The organism is Labrys sp. Lb11, from assembly GCF_057554225.1.
The window spans coordinates 124681-149805 of the sequence record NZ_BAAJOT010000007.1; the positions used below are offsets into that span (position 1 = coordinate 124681).

The 25125-nt window shown below is 68.9% G+C and carries 21 protein-coding genes; 11 read left to right on the forward strand and 10 right to left on the reverse strand.

Going from position 1 to position 25125, the window contains the following annotated elements; all coding sequences use genetic code 11:
• Positions 1-4 precede the first annotated feature (4 nt).
• A complete protein-coding gene (locus tag AC27L4_RS25645; RefSeq protein ID WP_487145358.1) occupies positions 5-1339 on the reverse strand; it encodes an O-acetylhomoserine aminocarboxypropyltransferase/cysteine synthase family protein in 1335 nt (444 codons plus the stop codon).
• Positions 1340-1364: 25 nt separating this feature from the next.
• Positions 1365-2408 carry an isopenicillin N synthase family dioxygenase gene (locus AC27L4_RS25650; RefSeq protein WP_487145359.1) on the reverse strand — a complete coding sequence of 348 codons (1044 nt, stop codon included), beginning with the start codon at positions 2406-2408 and terminating at the stop codon, positions 1365-1367.
• A gap of 346 nt (positions 2409-2754) precedes the next feature.
• Between AC27L4_RS25650 and AC27L4_RS25655 the strand changes: the two genes are divergently transcribed.
• Positions 2755-4080, forward strand: a complete 1326-nt coding sequence (locus tag AC27L4_RS25655; RefSeq protein ID WP_487145360.1) for a UDP-glucose dehydrogenase family protein — start codon at positions 2755-2757, stop codon at positions 4078-4080.
• A gap of 42 nt (positions 4081-4122) precedes the next feature.
• Here AC27L4_RS25655 and AC27L4_RS25660 read toward each other — a convergent pair whose 3' ends face one another.
• Entirely contained in the window at positions 4123-4821 is a 699-nt protein-coding gene (locus AC27L4_RS25660; protein ID WP_487145361.1) for a helix-turn-helix domain-containing protein, read from the reverse strand.
• An 870-nt stretch (positions 4822-5691) separates the two neighbouring features.
• Here AC27L4_RS25660 and AC27L4_RS25665 point away from each other — a divergent pair.
• The 7 genes from AC27L4_RS25665 to AC27L4_RS25695 all read left to right on the forward strand — a co-directional run bounded on the left by AC27L4_RS25665 (position 5692) and on the right by AC27L4_RS25695 (position 14874).
• Entirely contained in the window at positions 5692-6654 is a 963-nt protein-coding gene (locus AC27L4_RS25665) for a substrate-binding domain-containing protein (RefSeq protein WP_487145362.1), read from the forward strand.
• Positions 6654-7850, forward strand: coding sequence for a sugar ABC transporter permease (locus tag AC27L4_RS25670; RefSeq protein WP_487145363.1), 1197 nt, complete (start codon positions 6654-6656; stop codon positions 7848-7850). Before AC27L4_RS25665 ends, AC27L4_RS25670 begins: the two co-directional genes overlap by 1 nt.
• Positions 7847-8641, forward strand: a complete 795-nt coding sequence (locus tag AC27L4_RS25675) for an ATP-binding cassette domain-containing protein (protein ID WP_487145364.1) — start codon at positions 7847-7849, stop codon at positions 8639-8641. The genes AC27L4_RS25670 and AC27L4_RS25675 overlap by 4 nt, the downstream gene beginning before the upstream one ends.
• A 228-nt stretch (positions 8642-8869) precedes the next feature.
• Positions 8870-10117: a DegT/DnrJ/EryC1/StrS family aminotransferase gene (locus AC27L4_RS25680; protein ID WP_487145365.1), complete on the forward strand. Its 1248-nt coding sequence runs from the start codon at positions 8870-8872 to the stop codon at positions 10115-10117.
• Between the two features lie 31 nt (positions 10118-10148).
• Positions 10149-10946: a glucose 1-dehydrogenase gene (locus AC27L4_RS25685; RefSeq protein WP_487145367.1), complete on the forward strand. Its 798-nt coding sequence runs from the start codon at positions 10149-10151 to the stop codon at positions 10944-10946.
• A gap of 65 nt (positions 10947-11011) precedes the next feature.
• Entirely contained in the window at positions 11012-13069 is a 2058-nt protein-coding gene (locus tag AC27L4_RS25690; protein WP_487145368.1) for a hydantoinase/oxoprolinase family protein, read from the forward strand.
• Positions 13070-13086: 17 nt separating this feature from the next.
• The gene (locus AC27L4_RS25695; protein ID WP_487145369.1) at positions 13087-14874 is read left to right on the forward strand and encodes a hydantoinase B/oxoprolinase family protein; all 1788 of its coding nucleotides are present in this window, start codon (positions 13087-13089) and stop codon (positions 14872-14874) included.
• 47 nt (positions 14875-14921) lie between these two features.
• Here AC27L4_RS25695 and AC27L4_RS25700 read toward each other — a convergent pair whose 3' ends face one another.
• The 6 genes from AC27L4_RS25700 to tkt all read right to left on the reverse strand — a co-directional run bounded on the left by AC27L4_RS25700 (position 14922) and on the right by tkt (position 21731).
• Complete coding sequence (locus AC27L4_RS25700) at positions 14922-15368, reverse strand: DoxX family protein (protein WP_487145370.1); 447 nt, start codon at positions 15366-15368, stop codon at positions 14922-14924.
• A gap of 122 nt (positions 15369-15490) precedes the next feature.
• The gene (locus tag AC27L4_RS25705; RefSeq protein ID WP_487145371.1) at positions 15491-16438 is read right to left on the reverse strand and encodes a tetratricopeptide repeat protein; all 948 of its coding nucleotides are present in this window, start codon (positions 16436-16438) and stop codon (positions 15491-15493) included.
• Positions 16435-17085 (reverse strand): thiamine phosphate synthase, encoded by a 651-nt coding sequence (locus AC27L4_RS25710; RefSeq protein WP_487145372.1) that lies wholly within the window; start codon positions 17083-17085, stop codon positions 16435-16437. Before AC27L4_RS25710 ends, AC27L4_RS25705 begins: the two co-directional genes overlap by 4 nt.
• 218 nt (positions 17086-17303) lie before the next feature.
• On the reverse strand, positions 17304-18500 hold the full coding sequence (locus AC27L4_RS25715; RefSeq protein ID WP_487145373.1) for a phosphoglycerate kinase: 1197 nt from the start codon (positions 18498-18500) through the stop codon (positions 17304-17306).
• 181 nt (positions 18501-18681) lie between these two features.
• On the reverse strand, positions 18682-19692 hold the full coding sequence (gene gap / locus AC27L4_RS25720) for a type I glyceraldehyde-3-phosphate dehydrogenase (RefSeq protein WP_487145374.1): 1011 nt from the start codon (positions 19690-19692) through the stop codon (positions 18682-18684).
• 50 nt (positions 19693-19742) lie between these two features.
• The gene (gene tkt, locus AC27L4_RS25725) at positions 19743-21731 is read right to left on the reverse strand and encodes a transketolase (RefSeq protein ID WP_487145375.1); all 1989 of its coding nucleotides are present in this window, start codon (positions 21729-21731) and stop codon (positions 19743-19745) included.
• A 373-nt stretch (positions 21732-22104) separates the two neighbouring features.
• Here tkt and AC27L4_RS25730 point away from each other — a divergent pair, with 373 nt between their 5' ends.
• Positions 22105-22383 (forward strand): DUF4164 domain-containing protein, encoded by a 279-nt coding sequence (locus AC27L4_RS25730; protein ID WP_487145376.1) that lies wholly within the window; start codon positions 22105-22107, stop codon positions 22381-22383.
• A 3-nt stretch (positions 22384-22386) separates the two neighbouring features.
• Positions 22387-22749, forward strand: a complete 363-nt coding sequence (locus AC27L4_RS25735) for a cell division protein ZapA (protein ID WP_487145377.1) — start codon at positions 22387-22389, stop codon at positions 22747-22749.
• Between the two features lie 4 nt (positions 22750-22753).
• Here AC27L4_RS25735 and AC27L4_RS25740 read toward each other — a convergent pair whose 3' ends face one another.
• A complete protein-coding gene (locus AC27L4_RS25740; protein ID WP_487145378.1) occupies positions 22754-23776 on the reverse strand; it encodes a LacI family DNA-binding transcriptional regulator in 1023 nt (340 codons plus the stop codon).
• Positions 23777-23876: 100 nt separating this feature from the next.
• On the opposite strand from AC27L4_RS25740, the gene AC27L4_RS25745 reads away from it, so the two are divergent.
• Entirely contained in the window at positions 23877-25070 is a 1194-nt protein-coding gene (locus AC27L4_RS25745) for a phytanoyl-CoA dioxygenase family protein (protein WP_487145380.1), read from the forward strand.
• Positions 25071-25125 lie beyond the last annotated feature (55 nt).

A 25125-nucleotide genomic window follows, 5' to 3' on the forward strand; every position in this document is an offset into this window, starting at 1 on the left:
GGCGTCACGCCGCCTTGCGGGCCGGCTCGCCGCCGATGGCCGGGACGGCCCGGTCGAGCGCCTGCGACAGGTCGGCCAGGATGTCGTCGGCATGTTCGAGGCCGACCGAGAGCCGGACATAGCCGGGCGTCACCCCGGCGGCCTGCTGCTCCTGCTGCGTCAGCTGCTGATGCGTGGTCGAGGCCGGATGGATGGCGAGCGAGCGGGCATCGCCGATATTGGCGACATGGTAGAACAGCTTCAGCCCGTCGATGAAGGCACGGCCCGCCTCGACGCCGCCCTTCAGCTCGAAGCCGACCAGCCCGCCATAGCCGCCCTTGAGATAGGCATCGGCCCGGCGGCGCGGCTCGCCGCTCTGCAGCCCGGGGAAGACGACATGCTCGACCGCCGGATGTCCGGCCAGGAAATCGGCGACCTTGACCGCATTCTCGTTGTGCTGGCGCAGCCGCAGCGGCAGCGTCTCCAGCCCCTGCAGCAGTTGGAAGGCGTTGAAGGGCGACAGCGCCGCGCCGAGGTCGCGCAGCAGCTTCACCCGGGCCCTGAGCACATAGGCGATCGGGCCGAGCGGCTTGGCCGCCTCGGTCCAGACCGCGCCGTGATAGGCTTCGTCCGGCTCCGTCAGCAGCGGGAAGCGGGCGGCATGCTCCTCCCAGGGGAAGTTGCCGCCGTCGATGATCAGGCCGCCGATCGAGGTGCCGTGGCCGCCGATATATTTGGTGGCGGAATAGACCACCACGGCGGCGCCGTGCTCGAAGGGCCGGGCGATCAGCGGCGCGGCGGTGTTGTCCACCACCAGCGGCACGCCGAGCGAGCGGCCGATCTCGGCGACCTCGCCGATCGGGAACACGTTCAGCTTCGGGTTCGGCAGCGTCTCGGCATAATACGCCCTGGTCCGATCGTCGGTGGCGCGGCGGAAATTCTCCGGATCGGCCGGATCGACGAAGCGCACCTCGACGCCGAACTGCTTCAGCGTCTGGGAGAACAGCGTCCAGGTGCCGCCGTAGAGATCGGTCGAGGACACGACGTTGTCGCCGGCCTGGGCGACATTGAGCAGCGCATAGGCCGAGGCGGTCTGGCCCGAGGCGATCGCCAGCGCCGCGGCCCCGCCCTCCAAGGCGGCGACGCGCTCCTCCAGCGCCGTCGTGGTCGGGTTCTGCACCCGCGTGTAGATGTTGCCGAGCTCCTCCAGCGCGAACAGGCGCGAGGCATGGCCGGTGTCATGGAACTGGTAGGAGGTGGTCTGGTAGATCGGCACGGCCACCGCGCCGGTCGTCGGATCGGCGCGGTAGCTGCCGCCGTGCAGGGCCAGGGTCTCGAAGCGGGGTGAAGCAGTGGTCATGGCGTCTCTCCGGAACAGCGTCGGATCAATAGGCGGAGGCCGGCCCGGCGCTGGGGTCGAGCAGGTCGGCGTGATGGCGGCGGGCGACGTCCGGATGGGAGCGCAGGCGGCTCTTGAGGACGTTGCGCCCGACCTCGCGGAACAGCGGGTTGAGCGGATCCCGGGTCAGGCCCCGCGCCTCGGCGGCCAGGTGCGGCGGCAAGTCGAGCAGCGGCACGCTGGCGTCGAGCCGGGCGCCGAGGAAGAAGGCGACCGACAGGCGATCGACGCCGGCGGGCGGCGTCACCACCCGGTGGACATTGGCCCGGAGATAGCCGTCCGAGGCCAGCTCCAGGATCTCGCCGATGTTGACGACGAAGCTGCCCTCGACCGGCGGCGCGTCGATCCAGCCCGCCTCCCCTTCCACCTGCAGCCCGCCCTGGCGGTCCTGCAGGAGCACGGTGACGAAGCCGGAATCCTTGTGGGCGCCGACGCCCTGGTCGCTCGAGGTCGCGTCCCGACCGGGATAGCGGATGATCTTCAGCAGTTGGTTCGGCACCGGCGTGTAGATCGGTTCGAACACGGTCTCCGGCTGCTCCAGGGCCACCGCGAAGGCGCGCAGCACGCGGATCGCCAGCGTCGTCACCGCCGCCTGGTAGTCGAGCAGCACCGGCCTCAGCTCCGGCAGGGCGTCGGGCCACTGGTTCGGTCCCTGCAGCCGCGTCCAGGGCGGCGCGGCCGGATCGGCCGGCAGGGCCGGACGCTCCGCGCCGATATCGACCTGCTCGCGCCAGTCCGGCTTGCCGCGGGTGTGCTCGAAGCCGGCGCGATTGTAGCCGCGGAAATGCGGCGAGTTGACCATCTCGATGGCGAGCTTGTCGGCCTCCGGCAGGGCGAAGAACCGGCGCGACAGCGCCAGGACCTCGCCGATCAGCGAGGGGGCGATGCCGTGGCCGACGAGATAGAAGAAGCCCGGACCGCGCGCAGCCCGTCGCAGGTCGTCCAGGAAGGCGGCACGCTCGGCGGCGTCGGCGTCGAAGCGGCTGATGTCGAGGACCGGCAGGGTCTCGCCGGCGGAGGAATCGGGCATGGGATCGTCTTTCGGTTCGCCGTTCGCGGACCCGGCGGGGCGGCGCGGCGAGGATCAGCCGACCATGTCGCCATCATTAAGTCAATAATTTTGATAGACTATATATTCTAATGATCGTCCCCGCGGCAGCACGAATTTTTGCCCGAGCAGGGCCGTCGCGCCGGTCCGGGCCGCGGGAGACAGGTTGCGCAAACGACCGATTTGCCTCACCTATCATGCGGATGCCGCTACGGTGCCGTCTTTCCCGGCCGGCGCGTGCGGCCTGCGCCTCGCCTGCACGGGCATCGGGGGTCGCCGCGGCGTCACCGGAGCCTATCGCCATCCACGAACGAACTGAGGGCTCGCCTTGCGTATCGCTATGATCGGAACGGGGTATGTCGGGCTGGTGACCGGAGCCTGCCTTGCCGATTTCGGCCACGTGGTCACCTGTGTCGACAAGGATCCGGCCAAGATCGAGGGGCTGCTGGCCGGCCGGATGCCGATCTACGAGCCCGGCCTGGACGACCTCGTCGCCCGCAACGTCCGCGAGAAGCGCCTGTCCTTCGCCACCGATCTCGCCCCGGCCGTGCGCGAGGCCGGCGTGGTGTTCGTCGCGGTCGGCACGCCCTCGCGCCGCGGCGACGGTCATGCGGACCTGTCCTATGTCTACGGCGCGGCCCGCGAGATCGCGGCCGCCGTCGACGGCTTCACCGTGGTGGTGACCAAGTCGACCGTGCCCGTCGGCACCGGCGACGAGGTCGAGCGCATCATCCGCGAGACCCGGCCGCAGGCCGACGTCGCCGTGGTCTCCAATCCGGAATTCCTGCGCGAGGGCGCGGCGATCGAGGATTTCAAGCGGCCGGACCGCATCGTCATCGGCACCGAGGACGAGCGGGCCCGCGCCGCGATGTCGGAAGTCTATCGCCCGCTCTACCTCAACCAGGGACCGCTGCTGTTCACGGAACGGCGCACGTCCGAGCTGATCAAATACGCGGCCAACGCCTTCCTCGCCACCAAGATCACCTTCATCAACGAGATCGCCGACCTGTGCGAGAAGGCCGGCGCCAACGTGCAGGAGGTGGCGCGCGGCATCGGCCTCGACAAGCGCATCGGCTCCAAGTTCCTGCATGCCGGGCCGGGCTATGGCGGCTCGTGCTTCCCCAAGGATACGCTGGCGCTGATGCGCACCGGACAGGACCATGGCGTGCCGCTGCGCCTGGTCGAGGCCGTGGTCAACGTCAACGATGCCCGCAAGACCTCGATGGCGCGCAAGATCGTCTCGGCGCTCGACGGCAACGTCGCGGGCAAGACCATCGCTCTGCTCGGCCTGACCTTCAAGCCCAACACCGACGACATGCGCGAGAGCCCGTCGATCCCGATCGTCTACGCCCTGCTCGACAAGGGCGCCAAGGTCCGTGTCTACGATCCGGAGGGGATGGACGAGGCGCGCAAGGTGCTCGGCGAGGTCGAGTACCGCGCCAATCCCTATGACTGCCTCGACGGCGCCGATGCCGGCGTGATCGTCACCGAGTGGGACGAGTTCCGCGCCCTCGACCTCGACCGCGTCAAGGAGATGCTGGTCCAGCCGCTGATCGTCGACCTGCGCAACATCTACCGGCCCGAGGACATGGCCCGGCGCGGCTTCCGCTATGAGAGCATCGGCCGCAAGGGCGTCAGCGGGGGGGCGATGTAGGCATCCGTCCCAGGCTGCGGGACGCTGTGCTCGACCGATCCCCTACCCGGGGGTCTCCTCCGCGCGCTTCTGCGGCACGCGCTTGGCGCTGCGCCGGTTGAGGCGCTTGGCGAGTTCCTCCCGCAAGGTCTGCGCCAGGTTCGGCGTCGCGCTCGAGCAGCAGATCAGCAGCCAGGCCGGATCCCCGCCGGTGCTGACATAGGCATGGCTCATCGTGCTGTCGAAATAGGCGGCGTCGCCGGCGGCGAGCAGGCTCGGCTCGTAGAACTCCGTGTGGAGCTCGATGGAGCCCTGCAGCACGTAGAGGAACTCCTCGCCGACATGGTTCCACAGGTCGCCGACCTCCTTGATCGAGTTCGCCTTGACCTCGACGACCATCGGAATGATGCGCTTGTGGGCGATGTCGGTGCACAGATAGGTGTAGACGAACTGGTCGTCCCTCAGGGTGAGGCCGGCGTGACCGTACGATATGCTGCGCCGGCCCGTCAGGGGCCGCTTGTCCGCCACCGTGTCCGCCGACGCTCCGGCGACAAGATCGCCGATCTCGATCCCGAGCCCGGCGCACAATTGCAGGATCGTCTGGTAGGATGGAGAAATCAGGTCGTTCTCCACCTTGGAGAGGGTCGACTTCGAGATCCCCGTCTTCCGGGCGACATCGGCGAGAGTCCAGCCGTGATGGGCGCGACGCTCCCGCAGCCCCTGGCCGATGGAGGGCGTCGCCTGTTTCACCTTGAGCGCCATTGTGCTTTCCGACCGCATGACTCGCGCGAGCTTTCGATTCCGTTCATAATGTGAAACTTGCCGCCCGCATAGGCAGGCCCCGGCGCGGCCGGTCCCAACCGGCGCCATGCCGAGGGGATCGGGCCTAAGCAGCCTTCTCGTGGCTCTCGCCACGATTGATGTTGCATTTTCAATGCAACATCAACGCTGCTCGAACTTACAAGTGTAAGCAGGTTCGAGAGAACCTGCTTGGGCGGCTCGGGCCTGCCATGGCGGCTCCTGACGGCGCAGACCGCGCCAGGCCCGCAAGGGTCCCTCGATGCGCGAGCCCAGGTCGGGAAGGTCTGGCGAGGCCGCTCGGGAACGACCGAGTTGGCGATCGAGAAACACTGGGTCGCGCCGCCACGCCGGTCCCGAGCCGTCGACGACACCGTCGGCATCCCGGACGGACGTCGGCAGCCGCTCGATAGAAACATCCTGGCCTCCCTCCTGCCCCATGCGACGGCACTTTTACCGGAAATCGCCGTTGCCGGGGGTGCCTTTTCAGCCATGAAACACGATCATGGCCTCCAGCGCACGAGGCCCACACGACCGACTTCAAGCAACAATTTTTCCATCTTGACAACAAATTTCATAAAAGCAACTCTCCAAGGAGCGAGCCGGGCCGATACCGGCCTCGCTCGCTCCAGGCCGGCTCGGCCCGGAGGAAGACTTAACCGATGCGGTCCGAAGAGGCCGCGAACCATCTGGAAACGAGGAATTGCCATGAGCAGGGGGATGCCACGGCCTTCGATCACGCGCCGCGGGGCACTCGGACTGGGTCTGGGTGCGGCCGCGAGCACCCTGATCGGCGCACCGGCCTTCGCGACCACCGGAAACATCGGTTTCGCGATGGAAACTTTCACGGTGCCGCGCTGGAAATATCTCGACCGGCCGAGCTTCGAGCAGGCGGTCCAGGCGGCCAAGCTGACGCCGATCGTCGTCCAGGCCGACTTCAAGGTCGACCAGCAATTGGCCGACGTCGAGAACCTGCTGACGCGGGGCGTCGACTGCCTGGCGCTGGTCGCCATCGTCGCCGACGCCGGCGTCAACATGGCGCGCAAGGCCAAGCGTGCCGGCGTTCCCGTCCTCGCCTACAACACGGCGATCCCGTCCAAGGACGTCGACGTCTATGTCGCGCGCGACAACAACGGCGTCGGCCGCAAGGCCGTGGAGGCGGCTGAAAAGGCCGGCGTGCTCAGCGGCAACTGGGTGATCGTGTCCGGCCAGGCCGGCAACGCCGTCGCCACCGAGATGACCCAGGGTTATATGGATGCGCTGAAGCCGTACCTGGACTCGGGCAAGGTCAGGATCGTCAGCCAGAAGTTCCACGAAGGCTGGGATCCGGAATCGGCGCGGCGCCAGGCCGACGATGCCCTGACAGCGGCCGGCAACGACATCAAGGGCTTCCTGTGCAACAATGACGACATGGCCGCGGCGGCCATCGGCGCCCTGGAGAAGGCCGGCCTGGCCGGCAAGGTGTTCGTCTCCGGCATGGACGCCACCACGACGGGCTGCAAGCTCATCCTGCAGGGCAAGATGGCACTGTCGAGCTTCACACGCTTCGACGTGATGGGCAGGACGTCCGGCGAGCTCTGCGCGAAGCTGGCAGCCGGCGGAAAGATCGAGACGAACCAGACCTACGACGCCGGCGGCATCAGCGTGCCTTATGTGCCGATCGAGGACTTCAACGTCACCAGGGACAACATCGTCTCCTACATCAAGGACTATAGCCCCGGCTATGTCGATGCGAAGGAGATCTTCCGCGACATTCCCAAATCGTCATGGCCGGCCGGCGCGGAAGGGCTGCTGTGATGAACGGGATCGTCGGCACCGCGAACCCCGGCGCGAGCGATCAGCGGGGTGTCGGCGTCGCGCCCCGCTATTCCCGGGCGGCCGAGGCGCATGCCTGGCGGATGGTGGCGCTCGTCGCCACGACCATCGTCATCTGGATCGGCTTCCATGCCTGGACCGGCGTGTTCATCACGCCGAGGAACCTCTCCAACCTCGCCGTGCAGATGACGATCACGTCCCTGCTCGCCGCCGGGCTGACCTGGCTCCTGGTGGCACGCGAGATCGATCTTTCGGTCGGCGCCCTGCTGGCCGTCTGCGCGGTGACGGTCATGCAGCTGACCGTCAAGGCCGGCTGGAACGACGCGCTGGCCGTGGCGGCGGTGCTGACGCTCGGAGTGGCGATCGGGCTGTTCCAGGGAGCGGTCCGCGTCTTCCTGGGCATCCCCTCCTTCATCGTCACCCTCGCCGGGTTCTCCTATCTGCGCGGGACGGCCTATGTCATCTCCGGCGCCGAGACCGTATCCGGCGGCAGCGACGTCTTCTATGCCATCGCCAACGGCGTCATCCCGCCGACGGTGAGCATCGCGATCATCGTGCTGCTGGCTGCCTATGGCGTCTGGTCGTGGCTGCGCCGGTACACGGACATTCTCGGCCCGCACGTCAGGACACTGCGTCCGGTCAACATCGTGGTCCTCGGTCTCGGGCTGGCGTTCGCGGCACTGGGCATCTGGGTGTTCGGCCTGGCGAGCGGCATCCCCTATCCGCTGGCGCTGCTGTGCGCGGTCGCCTTCCTCCTGGACTATGTCGGGCGGAACACCGCGTTCGGCCGCTACGTCTATGCCGTCGGCGGCAATCCGGAATCGGCGCGCCGCGCCGGCGTCAAGGTCAAGCAGGTGCTCCTCGTCCTGTTCGGGATGATGGGCGGGCTGGCGGCCGTCGCCGGCATCCTGCAGGCGTCACGGCTCGACTCCGCGCCCCCCAATCTCGGCCTCTTCCTCGCCCTCGACGCGATCAGCGCGTCGATCGTCGGGGGAACCAGCCTCTTCGGCGGCACCGGGACGATCATCGGCGCGATCGTCGGCGCCCTGCTGATGAGCAGCATCACCAACGGCCTGAGCCTGGCCGGCGTGAACACCTTCTACCAGATGATCATCACCGGCGCCCTGCTGCTGATCGCCGTCTTCGTCGACACGGCCGCCCAGAGGAGGCCGAAATGACGGGCCAGCTCGCGAACGGATCGCCGCCGGCCGTGCTGGTGCGCGGCTTGCGGAAGAATTACGCCGCCGTGGAGGCGACCCGCGGCGTCGACTTCCATATCGGAGCGGGAGAGATCGTCGGCTTCGTCGGCGACAACGGCGCCGGCAAGTCGACGTTGATGAAAATGATCGCCGGCGATGTCGTCCCAAGCAGCGGCAGCATCGCGATCAACGGCGCGGAGGTGCGCCACGCCTCGAACTCCTGGGCGCGGGAACACGGCGTCGAGATGGTCTACCAGGACCTGGCGCTGTGCGACAATCTCGACATCTGCTCCAACATCTTCCTGGCGCGGGAAATCCGCCGGCGCACCATCTTCGGCCATCGCGCCCTCGCCCATGAGGAGATGCTCGCCCGGGCGCAGGAACTGCTCGAGGTCCTGAACGTCCGGCTGCCCAGCCTGCTGGAGCCGGTGACGGCCCTCTCCGGCGGCCAGCGCCAGATGGTGGCGATCGCCCGTGCGGTCGCCTTCAACCCCCGGCTGGTGATCATGGACGAACCGACGGCGGCCCTGTCGGTCGGCGCCGGCCAGCCGCTCCTGGAGATGATCCGCAAGCTGCCGAGCCGCGGCGTCGCCGTGATGCTGGTCAGCCATCGCCTCAGCGACGTGATGGAGACGACGCAACGCGTCTATGTCCTCCGGCACGGTCGGATCGTGGCGGAGGTCCGGACGTCGGAAACCTCCGAAGGCGAGCTGCTGCGCCTGATGGCGGGCGTCGACACCCAGCCGGCCCGCACTACCGGACCGTCCTAGAGCAAAGCGTGTTTTGGCGGAAAGGCGCTTTGCTCCAACGCTTTGTTTCGACTCGTCTTTGCGGCTTGACGCGATTCCGTCAAATCGCAAAACGCGTTGGCCCGAGCCGCAGCCAACCGCGGCCAACCAGCGAATGCTCGTCCGGCACGGCGCCTGCGCCGCACCGGCTGCGGCGACGCCTGTCCCGGCCACCGCCTCAACGCTCCAGTCTCCCCTCGGAACTTCGACATGTCAGACCTTGCCATAGACGGCGGAACGCCGGCGATCCCCAGCCCGCTCCCCAGCATCCGCAACGCCTCCGGGCGTTCGCTCGGCACCGAAGAGCTACAGGAGCTGCGGGAGGTCATCGAGACGGGCAGCCTTTCCTTCCTCTATGGCCGGAAGACCGCCGAGTTCGAGGCGGCCTTCGCTGCCCGCTACGGAGTGCGGCAGGCGGTCTCGGTCAGCAGCGGCACGGCTTCGCTGCACACGGCCGTCCTCTACCTCAACCCCGAGCCGGGGGACGAGGTCATCCTGTCGCCGATCACCGACATGGGCACGGCCATTCCGATCATGGCGCAGCTCGCCATTCCCGTGTTCGCCGATGTCGATCCCCAGACCCAGAACATCTGCCCGCGCTCGATCGAGGCCAACATCACGGCGCGCACGCGGGCCATCATCGTCACCCATGTCTACGGCAATCCCGCCGACATGGACCCCATCCTGGAGATCGCGCGCAGGCATGACCTGCTCGTGATCGAGGATTGCGCTCAGGCGCTGCTCGCCGACGACAAGGGCCGGCTCTGCGGCACGATGGGCGATATCGGCTGCTTCAGCTTCCAGCAGTCCAAGCATATGACCACCGGCGACGGGGGCATGGTGATCGCCAACGAGGACAATCGCTTCGGCAGACCCCTCCGCCTCTGCGCCGACAAGGCTTGGCCGCGGGACAAAGGCGGGCGCGACCACCTGTTCCTGGCGCCCAACTACCATATGACCGAGTTGCAGGCCGCCGTCGGCCTCGGCCAGTTGCGCAAGCTCGACGATCTCGTCGGCGCGCGCATCCGCGCCGCGGATCGGCTGACGAGCCTGCTCCAGGGTCTCGACGTCGCGCCGGTCCTGCCCCGGCCGAACACCGTCGGCACCTATTTCTTCTACAGCTTCCGCCTCTCCCCGCAGCGGCTGAGCCGGCCGGTCCCCGAGGTGATGAAGGCGCTCGCCGCCGAGGGCATCGACGGCTTCATCGGCTATCCCGGACCGAAACCTCTCTACAAATATCCGGTGATCCGGGACCACATCACCTTCGGCAAGTCCGGCTGGCCCTTCACGCTCGACGGCGTCTCGCGCAACTGGAACTTCGCCGACGCGATCTGCCCGGCCGCCGAGAGCGCTTGCCGCGAGACGATCTGCATGTGGTGGACGGAAAGCCTGACGGCGGAGCACGCGCGGCAGATCGCCGACGCGATCGGCAAGGTGACCTCGGCATATGCGGCCTAGAACCGCTTTTGGGGACGATCGGGGAAGGGCGATGCCAGACACCGCAGTCGAGACCGGCGCCGGCGAGCGCAACCTGTTCAACCTGGCCGGACGCACGGCGGTCGTCACCGGCGGCAATGGCGGCATCGGCTTCGCCATTGCCGGCGGCCTGGCTTCGGCGGGCGCGGCGGTCGCGCTCGTCGGGCGGGACGAGGCCAAGAATGCCAGGGCCGCCTCGGCCTTGGCGGAGCGCGGCGCCCGGGTGCTCGCCTTGCGCGCGGACGTGACGCAAAGGGACGACTGCCACGGCCTTGTCGAGCAGGTGCAGGCGCGGCTCGGACGCGTCGACATCCTCGTCAACAACGCCGGCACCAATGTCCGCAAGCAGCCGGAAGACTATGAGATCGACGAGTGGCGCATGCTCATCGACGTCAATCTGACGAGCGTCTACATGGCGTCGCTGGCCGCATTCCCGATCATGCGCGAGGGCGGCGGCAAGATCATCAACATCGGCTCGATGACCTCGATCTTCGGCGCTTCCTTCTCCGCCCCCTACGGCGCGAGCAAGGGCGGCGTGGTCCAGCTGACCAAGGCCCTGGCCTCGGCCTGGGCCAAGCACGGGATCCAGGTCAACGCCATCCTGCCCGGCTGGATCGAGACCGACCTCACCATCCGCGGCCGGGCTGCGACCCCTCACCTGCAGGACCAGGTCATCGCACGCACGCCGGCGGGGCGCTGGGGGCAGCCCGGCGACCTGGCGGGCACGGCGATCTTCCTTGCCAGCCCCGCCTCCGACTTCGTGACCGGCGTCGCCCTCCCGGTCGACGGCGGCTACTCCGCCCAGGCCTAGCTGTCCGCCCCCGGGGCACCGTCGCCGTTCCATCCAGACCAACGAGACCGAGTTGAGGCAATCCCATGCGGCTATCCTGCGATACCGGCGGAACATTCACCGACCTGGCGGTCGAGGTCGGCTCCGACATCACCATGTTCAAGAGCCTGACGACGCCCGAGGATCCGGTGCGGGGAATTCTGAACGCGATCGAGCTCGCCGCCCGGCATTTCGATCGCAGCACGGCGGACTTCCTCGCCGGTGCCGACAGCTTCCTGCATGCGACGACCCGTTCGCTCAACGCCGTGCTGACCGGCAACGTCGCGCGGACCGCCTTCCTGACGACGAAAGGCCATCCGGACATCCTGGTGATCCGCGAGGGCGGCAGGGCCGATCCGTTCAACTACTCCCTGCCCTATCCCAAGCCCTACGTGCCGCGGGCGCTCACCTTCGAGGTCAACGAGCGCATCGACGCCGCCGGCACGGTGATCGAGCCGCTCGACGAGTCCGCCCTGGTCGAGACGCTGCATCGCCTGGAGGCCCTCGGCGTCGAGGCGATCGGCGTCTGCCTGCTCTGGTCGATCGCCAACCCGGCCCATGAGAGCCGCGTCGGCGAACTGATCCGGGAGATCCTGCCGGACGTGCCGTTCACGCTCTCGCACGCGCTGAACCCGACGCTGCGCGAATACAGGCGGGCCTCGGCGACCTGCATGGACGCCTCGCTCAAGCCGACGATGAACCACTATCTGCAGAGCCTGAAGTCGCGCCTCGTCGCGGCCGGCTTCGGCGGGCGGCTGCTGATGGTCACGTCCCAGGGCGGGGTGATGGACGCGGAGGCCGTCGCGGGCGAGCCGATCCATGCCCTGAACTCCGGGCCGGCCATGGCGCCGGTCGCGGGCCGGCACTATGCGAAGCGCGACTTCGACAGCGCGGTCGCCATCGTCGCCGACACCGGCGGCACCAGCTACGACGTCTCGGTCGTGCGCAACGGACGCATCCCCCGGACCAAGGAGAGCTGGATCGGCCAGCCTTTCCAGGGGCACATGACGGGCTTTCCCTCCGTCGACGTGACCAGCGTCGGCGCGGGCGGCGGCTCCATCGCCTGGGTCGACGAGGGCGGCCTGCTGCGCGTCGGCCCCCGGAGCGCGGCGGCCATGCCCGGCCCCGTCTGCTACGGCCGCGGCGGCAGGCTGCCGACCGTTACCGACTGCGCCGCGATCCTCGGCTACCTCGATCCCGACTACTTCCTGGGCGGCACCATGGCGCTGCATGTCGAGGCCGCCAGGACCGCGCTCGACCGGGAGGTCGCGAGCCGGCTGGGCGTCTCCGTCGAGGAAGCTGCGCTCGCCGTCATGGCCCTGACCACCGAGAAGATGGTCGGCGCCATCGAGGAGATCGCCGTCAACCAGGGCATCGACACCACCTCCGCCACGCTGATCGGCGGCGGCGGCGCCGGTGGACTCAACGCCGTCTCCGTCGGGCGCCGGCTCAAATGCCGCTCCGTGCTCGTCCCGGAAAGTGGCGCCACGCTCAGCGCCGTCGGCGCCCTGATGTCGGATCTCTACGGCGAGTTCACCCAGGTCGCCTACATGACCAGCAGCCGTTTCGACGCGGCCGTCGCCAAGGCCGTGGTGCGCGAGCTGAGGGCCCGGTGCGAGAGGTTCGCCGCTGATTACGGCCAAGGCTCGCTGCGCACCTCTATCGAGATCGCAATCGAGGCGCGCTACCCCAAGCAGGTCTGGGAGATCGAGATCCCCGTCGGCAACGAGGATTTCGACGATCCGGGCGCCGTCCAGGCCCTGGTCGACGCCTTCCACGCCGAGCATCGCACCCTGTTCCAGATCAGCGACGACGCATCCGGCATCGAGATCATCGCCTGGCGCGCCTTTGTCCGCTGCGTGCTGAAGGACATCGAGGGCAGGACGGAGATCGAGCTCGCCGCGCCGCAACACGAGGCGAACCGTCCCGTCTACCTCGCCGGCAGGGGCTGGGCCGAGGTGCCGGTCCGCCGCGTCGGCGAGCTGGCGCCGGGCGAAAGCCTGACGGGGCCGGCGGTGATCGAATCGCCCTTCACGACGGTCGTCATCGACCCCGGCGCGGTGGTCAGCCGCACGCCGGCCGGCGGCCTGGTCGTTCAACTCTGATCCGGAAGGCATCCGAAATGGCTGAAGCACAACAGGACGGCGGGATCGAGATGGCGATCCTGGCCAGCCGCATCGACGGCATCGCCCGCAAGATGGCCAACACCTTGTTCCGCACGGCCCGCTCGGGCGTGCTGAACAGCGGCCACGACTTCTCGTGCGTCGTGCTGACCGCAGACTGTCGCCTCGTCGCCGGCGCGGTGAGCCTGCCCTCCCATGTCATGTCGGGCCCGGACGCCATGGCGCGCTACATCGCCGCCATGCATCCCGACATGAAACGGGGCGACGCCTATCTGCATAACTCGCCCTATCACGGCAACTCGCATGCGGCCGACCACTGCCTCTTCGTGCCGGTCATCGACGACGAGGGCGTGCATCGCTACAGCGTGCTGGCGAAGGCCCATCAGGCCGATTGCGGCAACTCCAAGCCGACCACCTATATCGGCGACGCCGTCGACCTCTACGAGGAGGGCGCGCTGATCTTCCCCGCCGTGCAGGTCCAGCGGGACTACCGGGACATCGCCGACATCATCCGCATGTGCAAGGCGCGCATCCGCGTTCCCGACATCTGGTGGGGCGACTACCTGGCGACGCTCGGCTCCGTCCGCATCGGCGAGCATGAGCTGCTGGCGCTGGGGCGCGATGTCGGATGGGACCGGCTCGCCCGCCACGTCGAGAACTGGTTCGACTATTCCGAGCGGCGGATCGCCGCGGCGATCGGCCGGATGCCGGGCGGAAGCGCGACCGTCACGAGCACGCACGATCCGTTCCCCGGCGCGCCGGACGGCATTCCGGTCACCGCGACGGTGACGGTCGACGCGCGGAATGCCCGCATCGCGATCGACCTGCGCGACAATCCCGACTGCCTCCCCTGCGGGCTGAACCTGACCGAAGGCACGACGCGCAGCAGCGGCCTGCTCGGCGTCTTCAACGCCCTGGGCGACCATACGATTCCCTCGAATGCCGGCTCGTTCCGCCGGATCGACATCCATCTGCGCGAGAACTGCGCGGTCGGCATCCCGCGCCATCCCTATAGTTGCTCGGTCGCGACCACCAACCTCGCCGACCGGGTGGTGAGCGCGACGCAGAGCGCCCTGGCGACGATCGCGGCAGGTTTCGGCATGGCCGAGGCCGGACCGATCTACCCGGCCGCGGGCGGCGTCATCTCCGGACGCGACGCGCGCCAGGAGGGTGCCCCTTACGTCAACCAGGTCCATCTCGGCATTTCCGGCGGGCCGGCGACACCGCGCCAGGACGGCTGGCTCACGCTGATCCACGCCGGCAATGCCGGGATGTGCCGGCACGACGGCATCGAGGTGGACGAGCTCTCCTACCCGCTTCTGATCCGGGAGCGGCGCATCCTGCCCGATACCGGCGGCGCCGGCGAGTTCTGCGGCGCCCCGTCCATCCGCGTCGAATTCGGCCCGCGCGACGCCGAGCCGATGCGGGTGTTCTACAACGCCGACGGCATGGTCAATGTCGCCAAGGGCGTCAGGGGCGGCATGGCAGGCGGCCAGTCGCGCATCCTCAAGCGCCTGGCGGGCGGCGGGCTCGAGCCCCAGGCGCCGTGCACCGGCGTGTGGCTGAACGAGGGCGAGAGCATCGTCTCGGTCTCCTCGGGCGGCGGTGGGTACGGCGCCCCCGCCGACAGGACGGAAGAGGCCGTCCTGAACGACATCCGCGAGGGCTATGTGTCCGAGGGCTTCGCCCGCGCGACGTTCGGCGTTGTCCTCGACAGCCACGGCGCCGTCGATGCCACCGCCACGCGCGAGACCCGGCAAGGCCTTCGGCGCGGCGGCGGGCGCTGAGCGCGGCGCATCGGCCGCTCCGGCGGCCGATGCGCATCCGCGTGGGCTCAGTCCTTCCGGCCGCGCAGCGCGTCGATGCTCACGGGGCCTGGCCCGGCAAACGTCAGGTAGAGGAAGATGAAGCAGAACAGGATCGCCGCCACGCCGCCGTTCTGGGCGGGAAAGACGCTCTGCGGCGCATGCGCGATGAAATAGGCAGAGGCCATCAGGCCGGAGAGCACGAAAGCCGACAGCCGGGCATGGAAGCCGAGCAGCAGGGCGAGCCCCAGGATCAGCTCGAACAATCCGGCGATCCAGGGCAGCGAGAACGTGGCGGGAACTCGATCGGATGCAGGAAAGCCCAGGATTTTCTGCGTGCCATAGCTGAACAGCACGAGGGCCGACACAAACCGCAGCAAGCTCAGGAGGTAAGGTTGGTACGCTTCAAATCTGGACAGCACGCGCGGCACCTCTGCTCGGGACGGGATGGCCACGCTTATTTCCAGACCGGCCATCGAGCCATCCAATCTTCTTCACGTATGCGTTATCCCGCCATGGCCGGAGCTGCTGTCCCCCCGTTGCGGGACCGCGGCCGACGATCGCGGCAAAGGGGGGACACACAGGCCCCGGAACGCCCTTACAGCCCGTGGTCCATCGCCGCCTTCAGCGCGGCGTCGCGGGCTTCCTGGGTCTGCGACGCCATGTACTGGTCGAGCCAGGGATCGCGCAGGCCGGCGGCGCGGGCCAGAAGGTTCCACATGCCGGCCAGGGCCGGGTCGGCCGGCACGCCCTTGCCGGCGGCATAAAGCCGGGCCAGGCGGTTGCGGCCGATGGGAGAGCCGGCCTCGGCCGCCTTGCGGAACCAAGCCACTGCCGCCGCCTCGTCCTTGTCGACCCCGTCGCCGTTGTACAGGTCGATGCCGATCTCGATCATGGCATCGACATGGCCTCCCTGCGCCGCGGCCAGGAAATAGGCGGCGGCGGCCTTCGGGTCGACGGCCATGCCGCGCCCTTCCTTGGAGAGCACGCCCAGCGAATATTTGGCGTCGACGCTGCCGAGTTCGGCCGCTTCGCGGAATCGCTTCACCGCCGTGACGAAATCCGGCGCGCCGTTGGTCGGCCGCAGCGCCAGGATGCCGAGATTGTAGGAGGCGGCCGGAACCTTCATCTCCGCCGCCTGGGTGAGCAGCAGCACGCCGCCCGCCTCGTCCTTGGGCACGCCGCTGCCGTTCACCTTGGCCATGCCATAGGCGAAGATCGCGTCGCGGTTGCCGCGCCGTGCCGCCTGGGCGTACCAGGACGCGGCCTTGGCCGGGTCGCGCGGCACGCCGAGCCCCTCGGCGTAGAGCTGGCCGAGCAGCGTCATCGCCACCGGATCCTGGCTGGCCATGACCCGCTTGGTCGCCTCGTCGAAGGCCGTGAGGTAATAGCCGCGCTGGAAGGCGCCGAAGGCGAGGTCGGCGCCCGGCGCCGCGACCGGCGGCTCGATCGGCGGGAATTCCGGCTTGGCCGCCGGCTTGGCGGTCTCGGCCAGCGACGGCGTGGCGGCAAGCGCCACCGCCAGGGCGAGCGCGAACCGCCTCATGCCTGCACCTCCCTCTGGGCCAGCAGGCGGCTGGCCAGCGCCAGGGCCTCGGCCGGCCCCCTGTCGTGCTCCCAGACCGCGCTGCCGAGGGCGACGAAATCGGCGCCGGCATCGGCCAGGAGCGGCACCGAGCCGAGATCGGGCGCATAGGCGACGCAGGGAATCTCGAACAGCTCGGCCCACCAGTTCGTGCGCTCGACCACGGCCTCCAGCGGCGGCGTGCGCCCGTCGCCCGCCGGCTCGCCGAGCATGATGTAGTCGACCCCGGTCTCGGCGATCGACATCGCGTCGTGGCGCGACCGGATGCCGCCGGCGCCGACGATCCGCTCCGGCTTGAAGCTCTCCAGCGCCTCGTCCAGCCCCTTGCGGCCGTCGGCGATATGAATGCCGTCCGCGCCGGCACGGGCCACGATCGAGCCGAAGCCGTTGACGATCAGGGCCGCGCCCTTGGGCTGCACCACCGCGGCGATCTCCTTGACCAGGCGCTTGGCGGCGTGGTCGTCGGCCGCGGCGAGGTTGAGCAGCACGCAGGCCACCTCCCCGGCGTCGAGCACCTGCCGCAGCACGGGCGCGAACGCGGCCGCATCGGTCACGAAGGGTGTCACGAGATAGAGCTGCACGGGCGGGCGAGGATCGGTTGCGGCCATGTCGGTTCGTTCCGGCGAGCCGGTGTTCAAGCGCGTTATCGGGGCGAAAGCAAGACTGGGGGCTGATTTCGAGGGCGGCGTCCGGGTCCGAACAACACGCCGGAAGCCTTCTCCACGCAAGTCGGACGTTTCCGGCTTGCTCTCCATGCCAATCTCGGGAACGCCCGGGATTGTCGGTGGGGAAGGCCGCTCGCGCCCGACTCCGCCGCGGACCGGCGTCAGCTCTTGCGCAGCACGTCCACGCCTGGCAGCGGCTTGCCTTCCAGCCATTCGAGGAAGGCGCCGCCCGCGGTCGAGACATAGGAGAACTGGTCCGCCACCTTGGCGTGGTTGAGCGCCGCCACCGTGTCGCCGCCGCCGGCGACCGACAGGAGCTTGCCGGCCCTGGTGCGCGCCGCCACGTGCTTGGCCGCGGCCACGGTGCCGTGGTCGAACGGGGTGAGCTCGAAGGCGCCGAGCGGACCGTTCCACACCACCGTCTCGGCCTCGTCGATGGCGCCCTTGATGCGCTCGAGCGATTGCGGGCCGACGTCGAGGATCATGGCGTCCAGCGGAATGGAATCGAGGCCGTAGGCCTGGCTCGGGGCGTTGGCGGCGAAGTGATAGGCGATCACCGCGTCGACCGGCAGGATGATGGCGCAATTGGCGGCCTGCGCCTTCTTGAGGATCTCGCGCGCCGTGTCGGCGAGGTCGCGCTCCGCCAGCGACTTGCCGACGCTGACGCCCTGGGCATAGAGGAAGGTGTTGGCCATGCCGCCGCCGATCACCAGGGCGTCGACCTTGCTGACGAGGTTGCCGAGCAGTTCCAGCTTGGTCGAGACCTTGGCCCCGCCCACCACCGCGGCGACCGGCCGCTTCGGGTTCTCCAGCGCCCTGGACAGCGCCTCCACCTCCTGCTGCATGGTGCGCCCGGCATAGGCCGGCAGCACATGGCCGAGCCCCTCGGTCGAGGCGTGGGCGCGGTGCGCCGCGGAGAAGGCGTCGTTCACCCAGATGTCGCCATTGGCGGCGAGCGCTTTGACGAAGTCCGGATCGTTCTTCTCCTCGCCCTTGTGGAAGCGGGTGTTCTCCAGGCAGAGGATGTCGCCGTCCTTCATCGCCGCCACCGCCTTGGCCGCGGCCTCGCCGATGCAGTCCTCGGCGAAGGCCACCGGCCGGTGCAGGATCTCGGCGGTCTTCTCGGCCACCGGCCGCAGACTCTCCTTCGGATCGACGCCCTTGGGCCGGCCGAAATGGGCGAGCAGGATCACCTTCGCATGCGCCCGCGACAGCTCCAGGATGGTCGGCGCCACCCGCTCGATGCGGGTGGCGTCGGTGACGACGCCGTTGTCCGTCGGCACGTTGAGGTCGACGCGCACGAGCACGCGCTTGCCGGTGACGTCGCCGATATCGTCGAGGGTGCGGAAAGCGGTCATCGTCGGTTAGCCCCATTCCTATCCATGATGGCCGCCCGAGCCGCCATCGGAGTGATCATGAAAGTCACCGGACCCGTTCCCCGGCCAGGCGATGCCCGGGTTGGGGTCCTCGTTCGAGTTGCCGCCGGGCCCGCCCCGGCGGCTCTTCCAGAACGCATGCGGCGCGAACGCCGCCCGACGCTCAGATCAGCTTCGCGAACGCGACGGCCGTGTCGGCCATGCGGTTGGAGAAGCCCCACTCGTTGTCGTACCAGCTCAGCACGCGCACGAACTTCTCGTCGATCACCTTGGTCTGGTCGAGCGCGAAGATCGAGGACGCCGGGTGGTGGTTGAAGTCGCGGCTGACCAGCGGCTCGTCGGTGTAGGCGAGCACGCCCTTGAGCGGGCCGCGCTTGGCCGCCTTGAGGATCGCCTCGTTGACCTTCTCGGCGCTGGTCTTCCTGCGGGTGTTGAACTTGAAGTCGACGACGGAGACGTTCGGCGTCGGCACGCGGATCGAGGTGCCGTCGAGGCGCCCCTTCAGGTCGGGCAGCACCAGGCCGACGGCCTTGGCGGCGCCGGTCGAGGTCGGGATCATCGACAGCGCCGCGGCGCGGGCGCGGTAGAGATCCTTGTGCATCTGGTCCAGCGACGGCTGGTCGTTGGTGTAGGAGTGGATCGTGGTCATGAAGCCGCGCTCGATGCCGAAGGCATCGTGCAGCACCTTGGCCACCGGGGCGAGGCAGTTGGTGGTGCAGGAGGCGTTGGAGATGACCAGGTGGTCCTTGGTCAGTTGGTCATGGTTGACGCCGTAGACCACGGTGAGGTCCGCGCCGTCGGAGGGGGCCGAGACCATGACGCGCTTGGCGCCGGCGGCGAGGTGCGCCGCCGCCTTGTCGCGGGCGGTGAAGATGCCGGTGCACTCGAAGGCGATGTCGATGCCCAGTTCCTTGTGCGGCAGCGTCGAGGGGTCCTTGATCGCGGTGACCTTGATCTTCTGGCCCTGGACGATGATCGAATCACCGTCGACCGTCACCTCGGCCGGGAAGCGGCCATGGATCGAATCGTAGCGCAGCAGATGCGCATTGGTCTCGACCGGCCCCAGGTCGTTGATGGCGACGATCTCGATGTCCTTGCGCTTGGCCTCGACCACGGCCCGGAGAATGTTGCGCCCGATACGGCCGAAGCCGTTGATGGCAACGCGGACTGCCATGACACTTCCTTCCTGTTCGACGATGGATGATAGCAGATGGGGCTCGGACGTCAGCCGTTGTGACGCTTCATGGCGGTTTCGACGACGGCTTCGACCGTGATGCCGAAATGGCGGTAGAGATCCTTGATCGGTCCGCTGGCGCCGAAGCTCGCCATGCCGACGAAGCCGCCATGCTCGCCGATCACCGCATCCCAGCCGAAGCGCACCGCCGCCTCGACCGCGACCTTGACCGGCGCATCGCCGATGACCTCGGCGCGCACCGCGTCGGGCTGGCCGAGGAAAACGTCGAGCGAGGGCACGGAGACCACCCGGGTCGGCACGCCGCGCTCGTTCAGCACCTTGCGGGCATTGAAGGCGATCTCGACTTCCGAGCCCGAGGCGAACAGCGTCACCCGGGCCGGGCCGCCGACGGCCGGCACCAGTTCGTAGGCGCCCCGGGCGCACAGGTTCGCCGCCGAATAGTCGCGCAGCTGCGGCAGGTTCTGCCGGGTCAGGGCGAGCACGGTCGGCCCGTTGGTGCGCTCCAGCGCCAGTTGCCAGCACTCGGCCGTCTCGATCGCGTCGCAGGGGCGGTAGACGTGCATGTTGGGCATGGCGCGCAGCGCCGCCAGATGCTCCACCGGCTGGTGGGTCGGGCCGTCCTCGCCGAGGCCGATCGAGTCATGGGTCATGACGTAGACCGGCGCGGTGCCCATCAGCGCGGCCAGGCGCATGGCCGGGCGGGCATAGTCGGTGAACACCAGGAAGGTGCCGCCGGCCGGCACGTAGCCGCCATGCAGGTAGATGCCGTTCATGGCCGCAGCCATGCCGAACTCGCGGATGCCCCAGTGGATGTAGCGGCCCTTGAAGTTCTTCGGGCTGATCTCGACGAGGCCCTTGGCCTTGGTGTTGTTGGAGGGCGTCAGGTCGGCCGAGCCCAGCACCAGTTCCGGCATCACCTCGACGATAACGTCGAGCGCCAGCTCGGACGCCTTGCGCGTCGCCACGCTGACGGGCGCTGCCGCCAGCGCCTTCTTGTGATGGGAGATCGCCTTGGCGAGCTTGGCCGGCCGGCCGCCGGTGACGCGGCGGGTGAACTCGGCGCGCTTACGCTCCGAGAGGGTGGCGAAGCGCTCTTCCCAGGCGATGCGGGCCTCGGCGCCGCGGGCGCCGACCTCGCGCCAGGCCTTCAGCACGTCGGCGGGCACCTCGAACGGCGCGCCGGGAATGCCGAGCTTGGCCTTGGCCGCGGCGGCCTCCTCGGGACCGAGCGGCTCGCCATGCGCCTTGGACGTGCCTTGCTTCTTGGGGGCGCCGTAGCCGATGATGGTCTTGCAGGCGATCAGCGTCGGCTTGGAAGACTTCTGCGCCCGTTCGATCGCCGCCGCGACGGCTTCGGGGTCGAGCCCGTCGACGCGCTCGGCGCGCCAGCCGCAGGCCTGGAAGCGCTTCACCTGGTCGACCGAGTCGGAGAGGGTCAGCGGCCCGTCGATCGAGATGCCGTTGTCGTCCCACAGGACGATCATCTTGTTGAGCTTGTAGTGCCCGGCGAGGGCGATCGCCTCCTGGCTGATGCCCTCCATCAGGTCGCCGTCGGAGGCGATGACATAGGTGTGGTGGTCGACGATCTTCCGGCCGTATTCGGCCTGCAGCATCTTCTCGGCGATGGCCATGCCGACCGAGGTGGCCAGGCCCTGGCCGAGCGGACCGGTGGTGGTCTCGATGCCGGCGGTGTGGAAGTTCTCGGGATGGCCGGGGGTCTTGTAGCCGAGCTGGCGGAAATGCTTCAGGTCGTCCAGGGTCATGCCGGGCACGCCCGTCAGGTAGAGAAGCGAATAGATCAGCATCGAGCCGTGGCCGGCCGACAGCACGAAGCGGTCGCGGTCGGGCCATTTGGGCTGGGCCGCGTCATATTTCAGGAAGCGCGTGAACAGCACCGTGGCGACATCGGCCATGCCCATAGGCATGCCCGGATGCCCGGACTTGGCGGCCTCGACACCGTCGATGGCCAGACCGCGGATGGCATTGGCCATGCGCTCGTGGAGTTCGCGCTGAATCATGGGCATTGTCCTGATTGTGGCTGGAGAAACGCGACGGAAGGGCCGCGCGGTTCTTAACACCTCATCTCCGCCTGTCAATCTTCGGCCATTTCGAGGGAAATCGCCCGAATCCGCCCAAGCCCGGCCGGGATCGGCGAATACAACCCCGGGTAGGCAGTCGCACCGGCATTTGCGGCCGGGCTTGTGGATGCATGCCCCTGGCGCGCTCGTGACAGATTGACGCTCGTGTCCGGCGCGACCTATTTTTTCTCAGGTTCGGCTCGTTGTTCGGCCGTTGATTCGAGGAAAGCCGGATGCCCGGATCTCGCCCGGCATGGCGGGTCCGAACATCGCAGCGACAGTTCGGAGACCCGCTCAGGGACAATCGCGACCGATGACGACGCCTCCCCTCGACACCGCCCTGCAACGCCTGTCCGCCGCCGTGTCGCGGATCGAGGACGCGGTGGAGCGACGGATCGAGGCCGACAGGGTCGGCGCCAACCACAAGATCGAGGTGCAGGCCCTGTCGGACGATCGCGCCCGGCTGGCCCAGGAGCTCGACGACAGCTTCGCCCGTTTCGCCAGGGTCGACGCGGCCAATCGCGACGTCTCCCGGCGGCTCGATCAGGCCATCGACGCCATTCGCAGCCTCCTCGAACCCCAGGAGCCCTGAACCATGGCGCATGTGTCGGTCACGATCGCCGGGCGGGCCTACCGCATGGCCTGCGACGAAGGCCAGGAGGAGCACCTCCTCAACCTCGGCAGAATGCTCGACGGCAAGATCGACGCCCTGCGCGGCTCCTTCGGCGAGATCGGCGACATGCGCCTCGCGGTCATGGCCGGCATCATGGTGGCCGACGAGCTCTCCGAGGCGCAGCGCCGCATCGGCGCCCTGGAGGCGGAGATGCAGGATCTGCGCAACGCCCGGGCCAGCGCCGTGGCGCGCGACGAGCAGGCGCAACTGCGCGTCGCCGAGGCCGTGGTCGAGGCTGCCGCCCGCATCGAGAAGCTGGCGGAGACACTGCACCGCGGCGCGTAGGCCCTCACCCCGGCGGCAGGTTGAAGGGCGTGATCACCTGAACCTGCGAAGGCATGGCGGCCGCCGCCCGCGGCAGCAGCCGATGGGCGCGCATCAGGTGCTGGCAGGCGGCGCGCATGTCCGAGCGCAGGTCGTGGTGCAGCACGGCCGAGATCGCGGCGCCGCGCAGCAGGGCGAGGTTGTCGGCGTCGAGGTCGTGCGCCACGAACACCCGGCAGGTCCGCCCCATCGCCCGGAAGGCCTCGACGATGGCGCGGTTGCCGCCGCCGATCGAGTAGACCGCGGCGATGCCGGGCGATGCCGCGAGCGCCGCCCGCACCAGGTCGCCCGTCGCCTTGTCGATGCCGAAGCCCTCGCTGACGTCGATCACCTCCAACTGCGGATAGCGCTGGCGCAGGCCGCGGCGAAAGCCGATCTCGCGCTCCTCCTCGCCGCGGAACCGGCTGCTGGAGAGGGTGGCCAGCACCTGCGCCGGCCCCGGGCCCAGCCATTCGCCGATGAGGTAGGCTGCGGTCTCGCCCGCGGCGCGGTTGTCCATGCCGACATAGGCCGAGCGCCCCGCGGCGGCGACGTCGGTGACCAGCGTCACCACCGGCACGCCGCGCCCGGCCAGGCGCTCGACCGCGGCCGCGACCGCCGGCATGTCCGGCGCTTTGAGCAGCACGCCGTGGCTGCCGCGCCGGCCGATGCGGTCGAGCATCGCCACGAGGTCGGGCACCGGCACCACCTCGCCGAAATGGTAGCGCGCCCGGAAGACGGCCGGGCGCAGCCCCGGCATCTCGGCTTCCAGCGCCAGGCGCACCGCCTCGGAGAAGCGCGCCGGCGCCTCCATCACCACGTCGATGATCAGCTTGGCGCCGGCGAGCCCCGCCTGCTCGCTCTGACCCTCCAGCTCGCGGATCGCCTGGCGCACCCGCTGCTCGGTGTGGCGGCGCACGCCGCCACGCCCGTTCAGCACCCGATCGACCGTCGCCTCGCTGACGCCGGCCTGCAGGGCGATCTCCTTGACCAGGAAGGGATGAGGCAAACACTGCGTCCTTGATGGGTTTTTGAAGGATCGATGCGGTATTCCCGCCAGCCGCTCCTCCTATACTTCCGCCGGCGTCACAGGTCCAAGGGAGGATGGAATGAAGACCGACAATGTCCGGAAGGTGCGCAGCGACCGGGTCTGGCTCAGCGCGGATCTGTGCGACCTCGACGAATTCAGGGCGCTGGTCGAGCGCACGACCGACCCGGCCGACTATCCCTATGCCAGCGAGGTCGCCTCGAACGTCCTGGTCTACGACGCGGCCGCGGTGCGCCAGGCCGCCGCATCCCCCGACTCGCGCCGTGAAATCCTGGCGGAGTGGACGGAGGCCATGACCGACGGCCCGGGCATTGTCGTCTTCCGCGGCGCCTTCGCCGACCATGCCGTGCTCGACGCGGCCACCGCGCATTTCCAGGCGATCATCGCCGAGCAGCACGCCGCCAACACCGGCGGCGGCGACCATTTCGCCAAGCCGGGCGCCAACGACCGGATCTGGAACGCCCTGGAAAAGCTCTGCCTGCGCGATCCCGCGACCTTCGCCGCCTACTACGCCAACGAGATCATCGCCCTCGTCAGCGAGGCCTGGCTCGGCCCGGACTACCAGATCACCTCGCAGCTCAACGTGGTCAATCCCGGCGGCGCGGCCCAGTCGCCCCATCGCGACTATCATCTCGGCTTCCAGAGCGCGGCGGTGATCGAGCGCTTCCCCGCGCATGTGCACCGCCTCTCGCCGGTCCTGACCCTGCAGGGCGCCGTCGCCCATTGCGACATGCCGCTGGAGACCGGCCCGACGCTGTACCTGCCCTTCTCGCAGACCTACCTGCCCGGCTATCTCGCCACGGGACGGCCGGAGTTCCGCGACTATTTCGCGCGGCATCATGTGCAGCTGCCGCTGGCCAAGGGCGACGCCGCCTTCTTCAATCCGGCCGTGTTCCACGGCGCCGGCACCAACCGCTCCAGCGACGTGCGGCGCATGGCCAACCTGCTGCAGGTCTCCTCGGCCTACGGCCGGGCGATGGAGAGCGTCGACCGCACGCGCATGAGCATCGCGCTTTACCCGACCCTGCGCCGGCTCGCCGCCGAGGGCCGGCTCGATGCCGGCGGGATCGCCAACGCCGTCGCCGCCTGCGCCGAGGGCTATTCCTTCCCCACCAACCTCGACCGCGACCCGCCGCTCGGCGGCCTCGCCCCGCAGACCCAGCAGGCGCTGATGCGTCAGGCCCTGGCAGAGGGTTGGGAGCCGGAAGCCTTCGCCAAGGCCGTGGAGGCCCAGGCCCGGCGCAAGCTGACCTGATCCGCCGGCCGGCTCCGAACGAGCCGCCGGCCTTCCTCTCTCCTCAGGCTATGCT

Coding starts and splice junctions, on each gene's coding strand:
- AC27L4_RS25680 (WP_487145365.1), top strand. CDS start 8,870: ATGTCAGACCTTGCCATAGACGGCGGAACGCCGGCGATCCCCAGCCCG.
- AC27L4_RS25650 (WP_487145359.1), bottom strand. CDS start 2,408: ATGCCCGATTCCTCCGCCGGCGAGACCCTGCCGGTCCTCGACATCAGC.
- AC27L4_RS25670 (WP_487145363.1), top strand. CDS start 6,654: ATGAACGGGATCGTCGGCACCGCGAACCCCGGCGCGAGCGATCAGCGG.
- AC27L4_RS25685 (WP_487145367.1), top strand. CDS start 10,149: ATGCCAGACACCGCAGTCGAGACCGGCGCCGGCGAGCGCAACCTGTTC.
- AC27L4_RS25660 (WP_487145361.1), bottom strand. CDS start 4,821: ATGGCGCTCAAGGTGAAACAGGCGACGCCCTCCATCGGCCAGGGGCTG.
- AC27L4_RS25645 (WP_487145358.1), bottom strand. CDS start 1,339: ATGACCACTGCTTCACCCCGCTTCGAGACCCTGGCCCTGCACGGCGGC.
- AC27L4_RS25715 (WP_487145373.1), bottom strand. CDS start 18,500: ATGACCGCTTTCCGCACCCTCGACGATATCGGCGACGTCACCGGCAAG.
- gap (WP_487145374.1), bottom strand. CDS start 19,692: ATGGCAGTCCGCGTTGCCATCAACGGCTTCGGCCGTATCGGGCGCAAC.
- tkt (WP_487145375.1), bottom strand. CDS start 21,731: ATGATTCAGCGCGAACTCCACGAGCGCATGGCCAATGCCATCCGCGGT.
- AC27L4_RS25690 (WP_487145368.1), top strand. CDS start 11,012: ATGCGGCTATCCTGCGATACCGGCGGAACATTCACCGACCTGGCGGTC.
- AC27L4_RS25745 (WP_487145380.1), top strand. CDS start 23,877: ATGAAGACCGACAATGTCCGGAAGGTGCGCAGCGACCGGGTCTGGCTC.
- AC27L4_RS25710 (WP_487145372.1), bottom strand. CDS start 17,085: ATGGCCGCAACCGATCCTCGCCCGCCCGTGCAGCTCTATCTCGTGACA.
- AC27L4_RS25675 (WP_487145364.1), top strand. CDS start 7,847: ATGACGGGCCAGCTCGCGAACGGATCGCCGCCGGCCGTGCTGGTGCGC.
- AC27L4_RS25730 (WP_487145376.1), top strand. CDS start 22,105: ATGACGACGCCTCCCCTCGACACCGCCCTGCAACGCCTGTCCGCCGCC.
- AC27L4_RS25700 (WP_487145370.1), bottom strand. CDS start 15,368: ATGGCCGGTCTGGAAATAAGCGTGGCCATCCCGTCCCGAGCAGAGGTG.
- AC27L4_RS25665 (WP_487145362.1), top strand. CDS start 5,692: ATGGAAACTTTCACGGTGCCGCGCTGGAAATATCTCGACCGGCCGAGC.
- AC27L4_RS25695 (WP_487145369.1), top strand. CDS start 13,087: ATGGCTGAAGCACAACAGGACGGCGGGATCGAGATGGCGATCCTGGCC.
- AC27L4_RS25705 (WP_487145371.1), bottom strand. CDS start 16,438: ATGAGGCGGTTCGCGCTCGCCCTGGCGGTGGCGCTTGCCGCCACGCCG.
- AC27L4_RS25735 (WP_487145377.1), top strand. CDS start 22,387: ATGGCGCATGTGTCGGTCACGATCGCCGGGCGGGCCTACCGCATGGCC.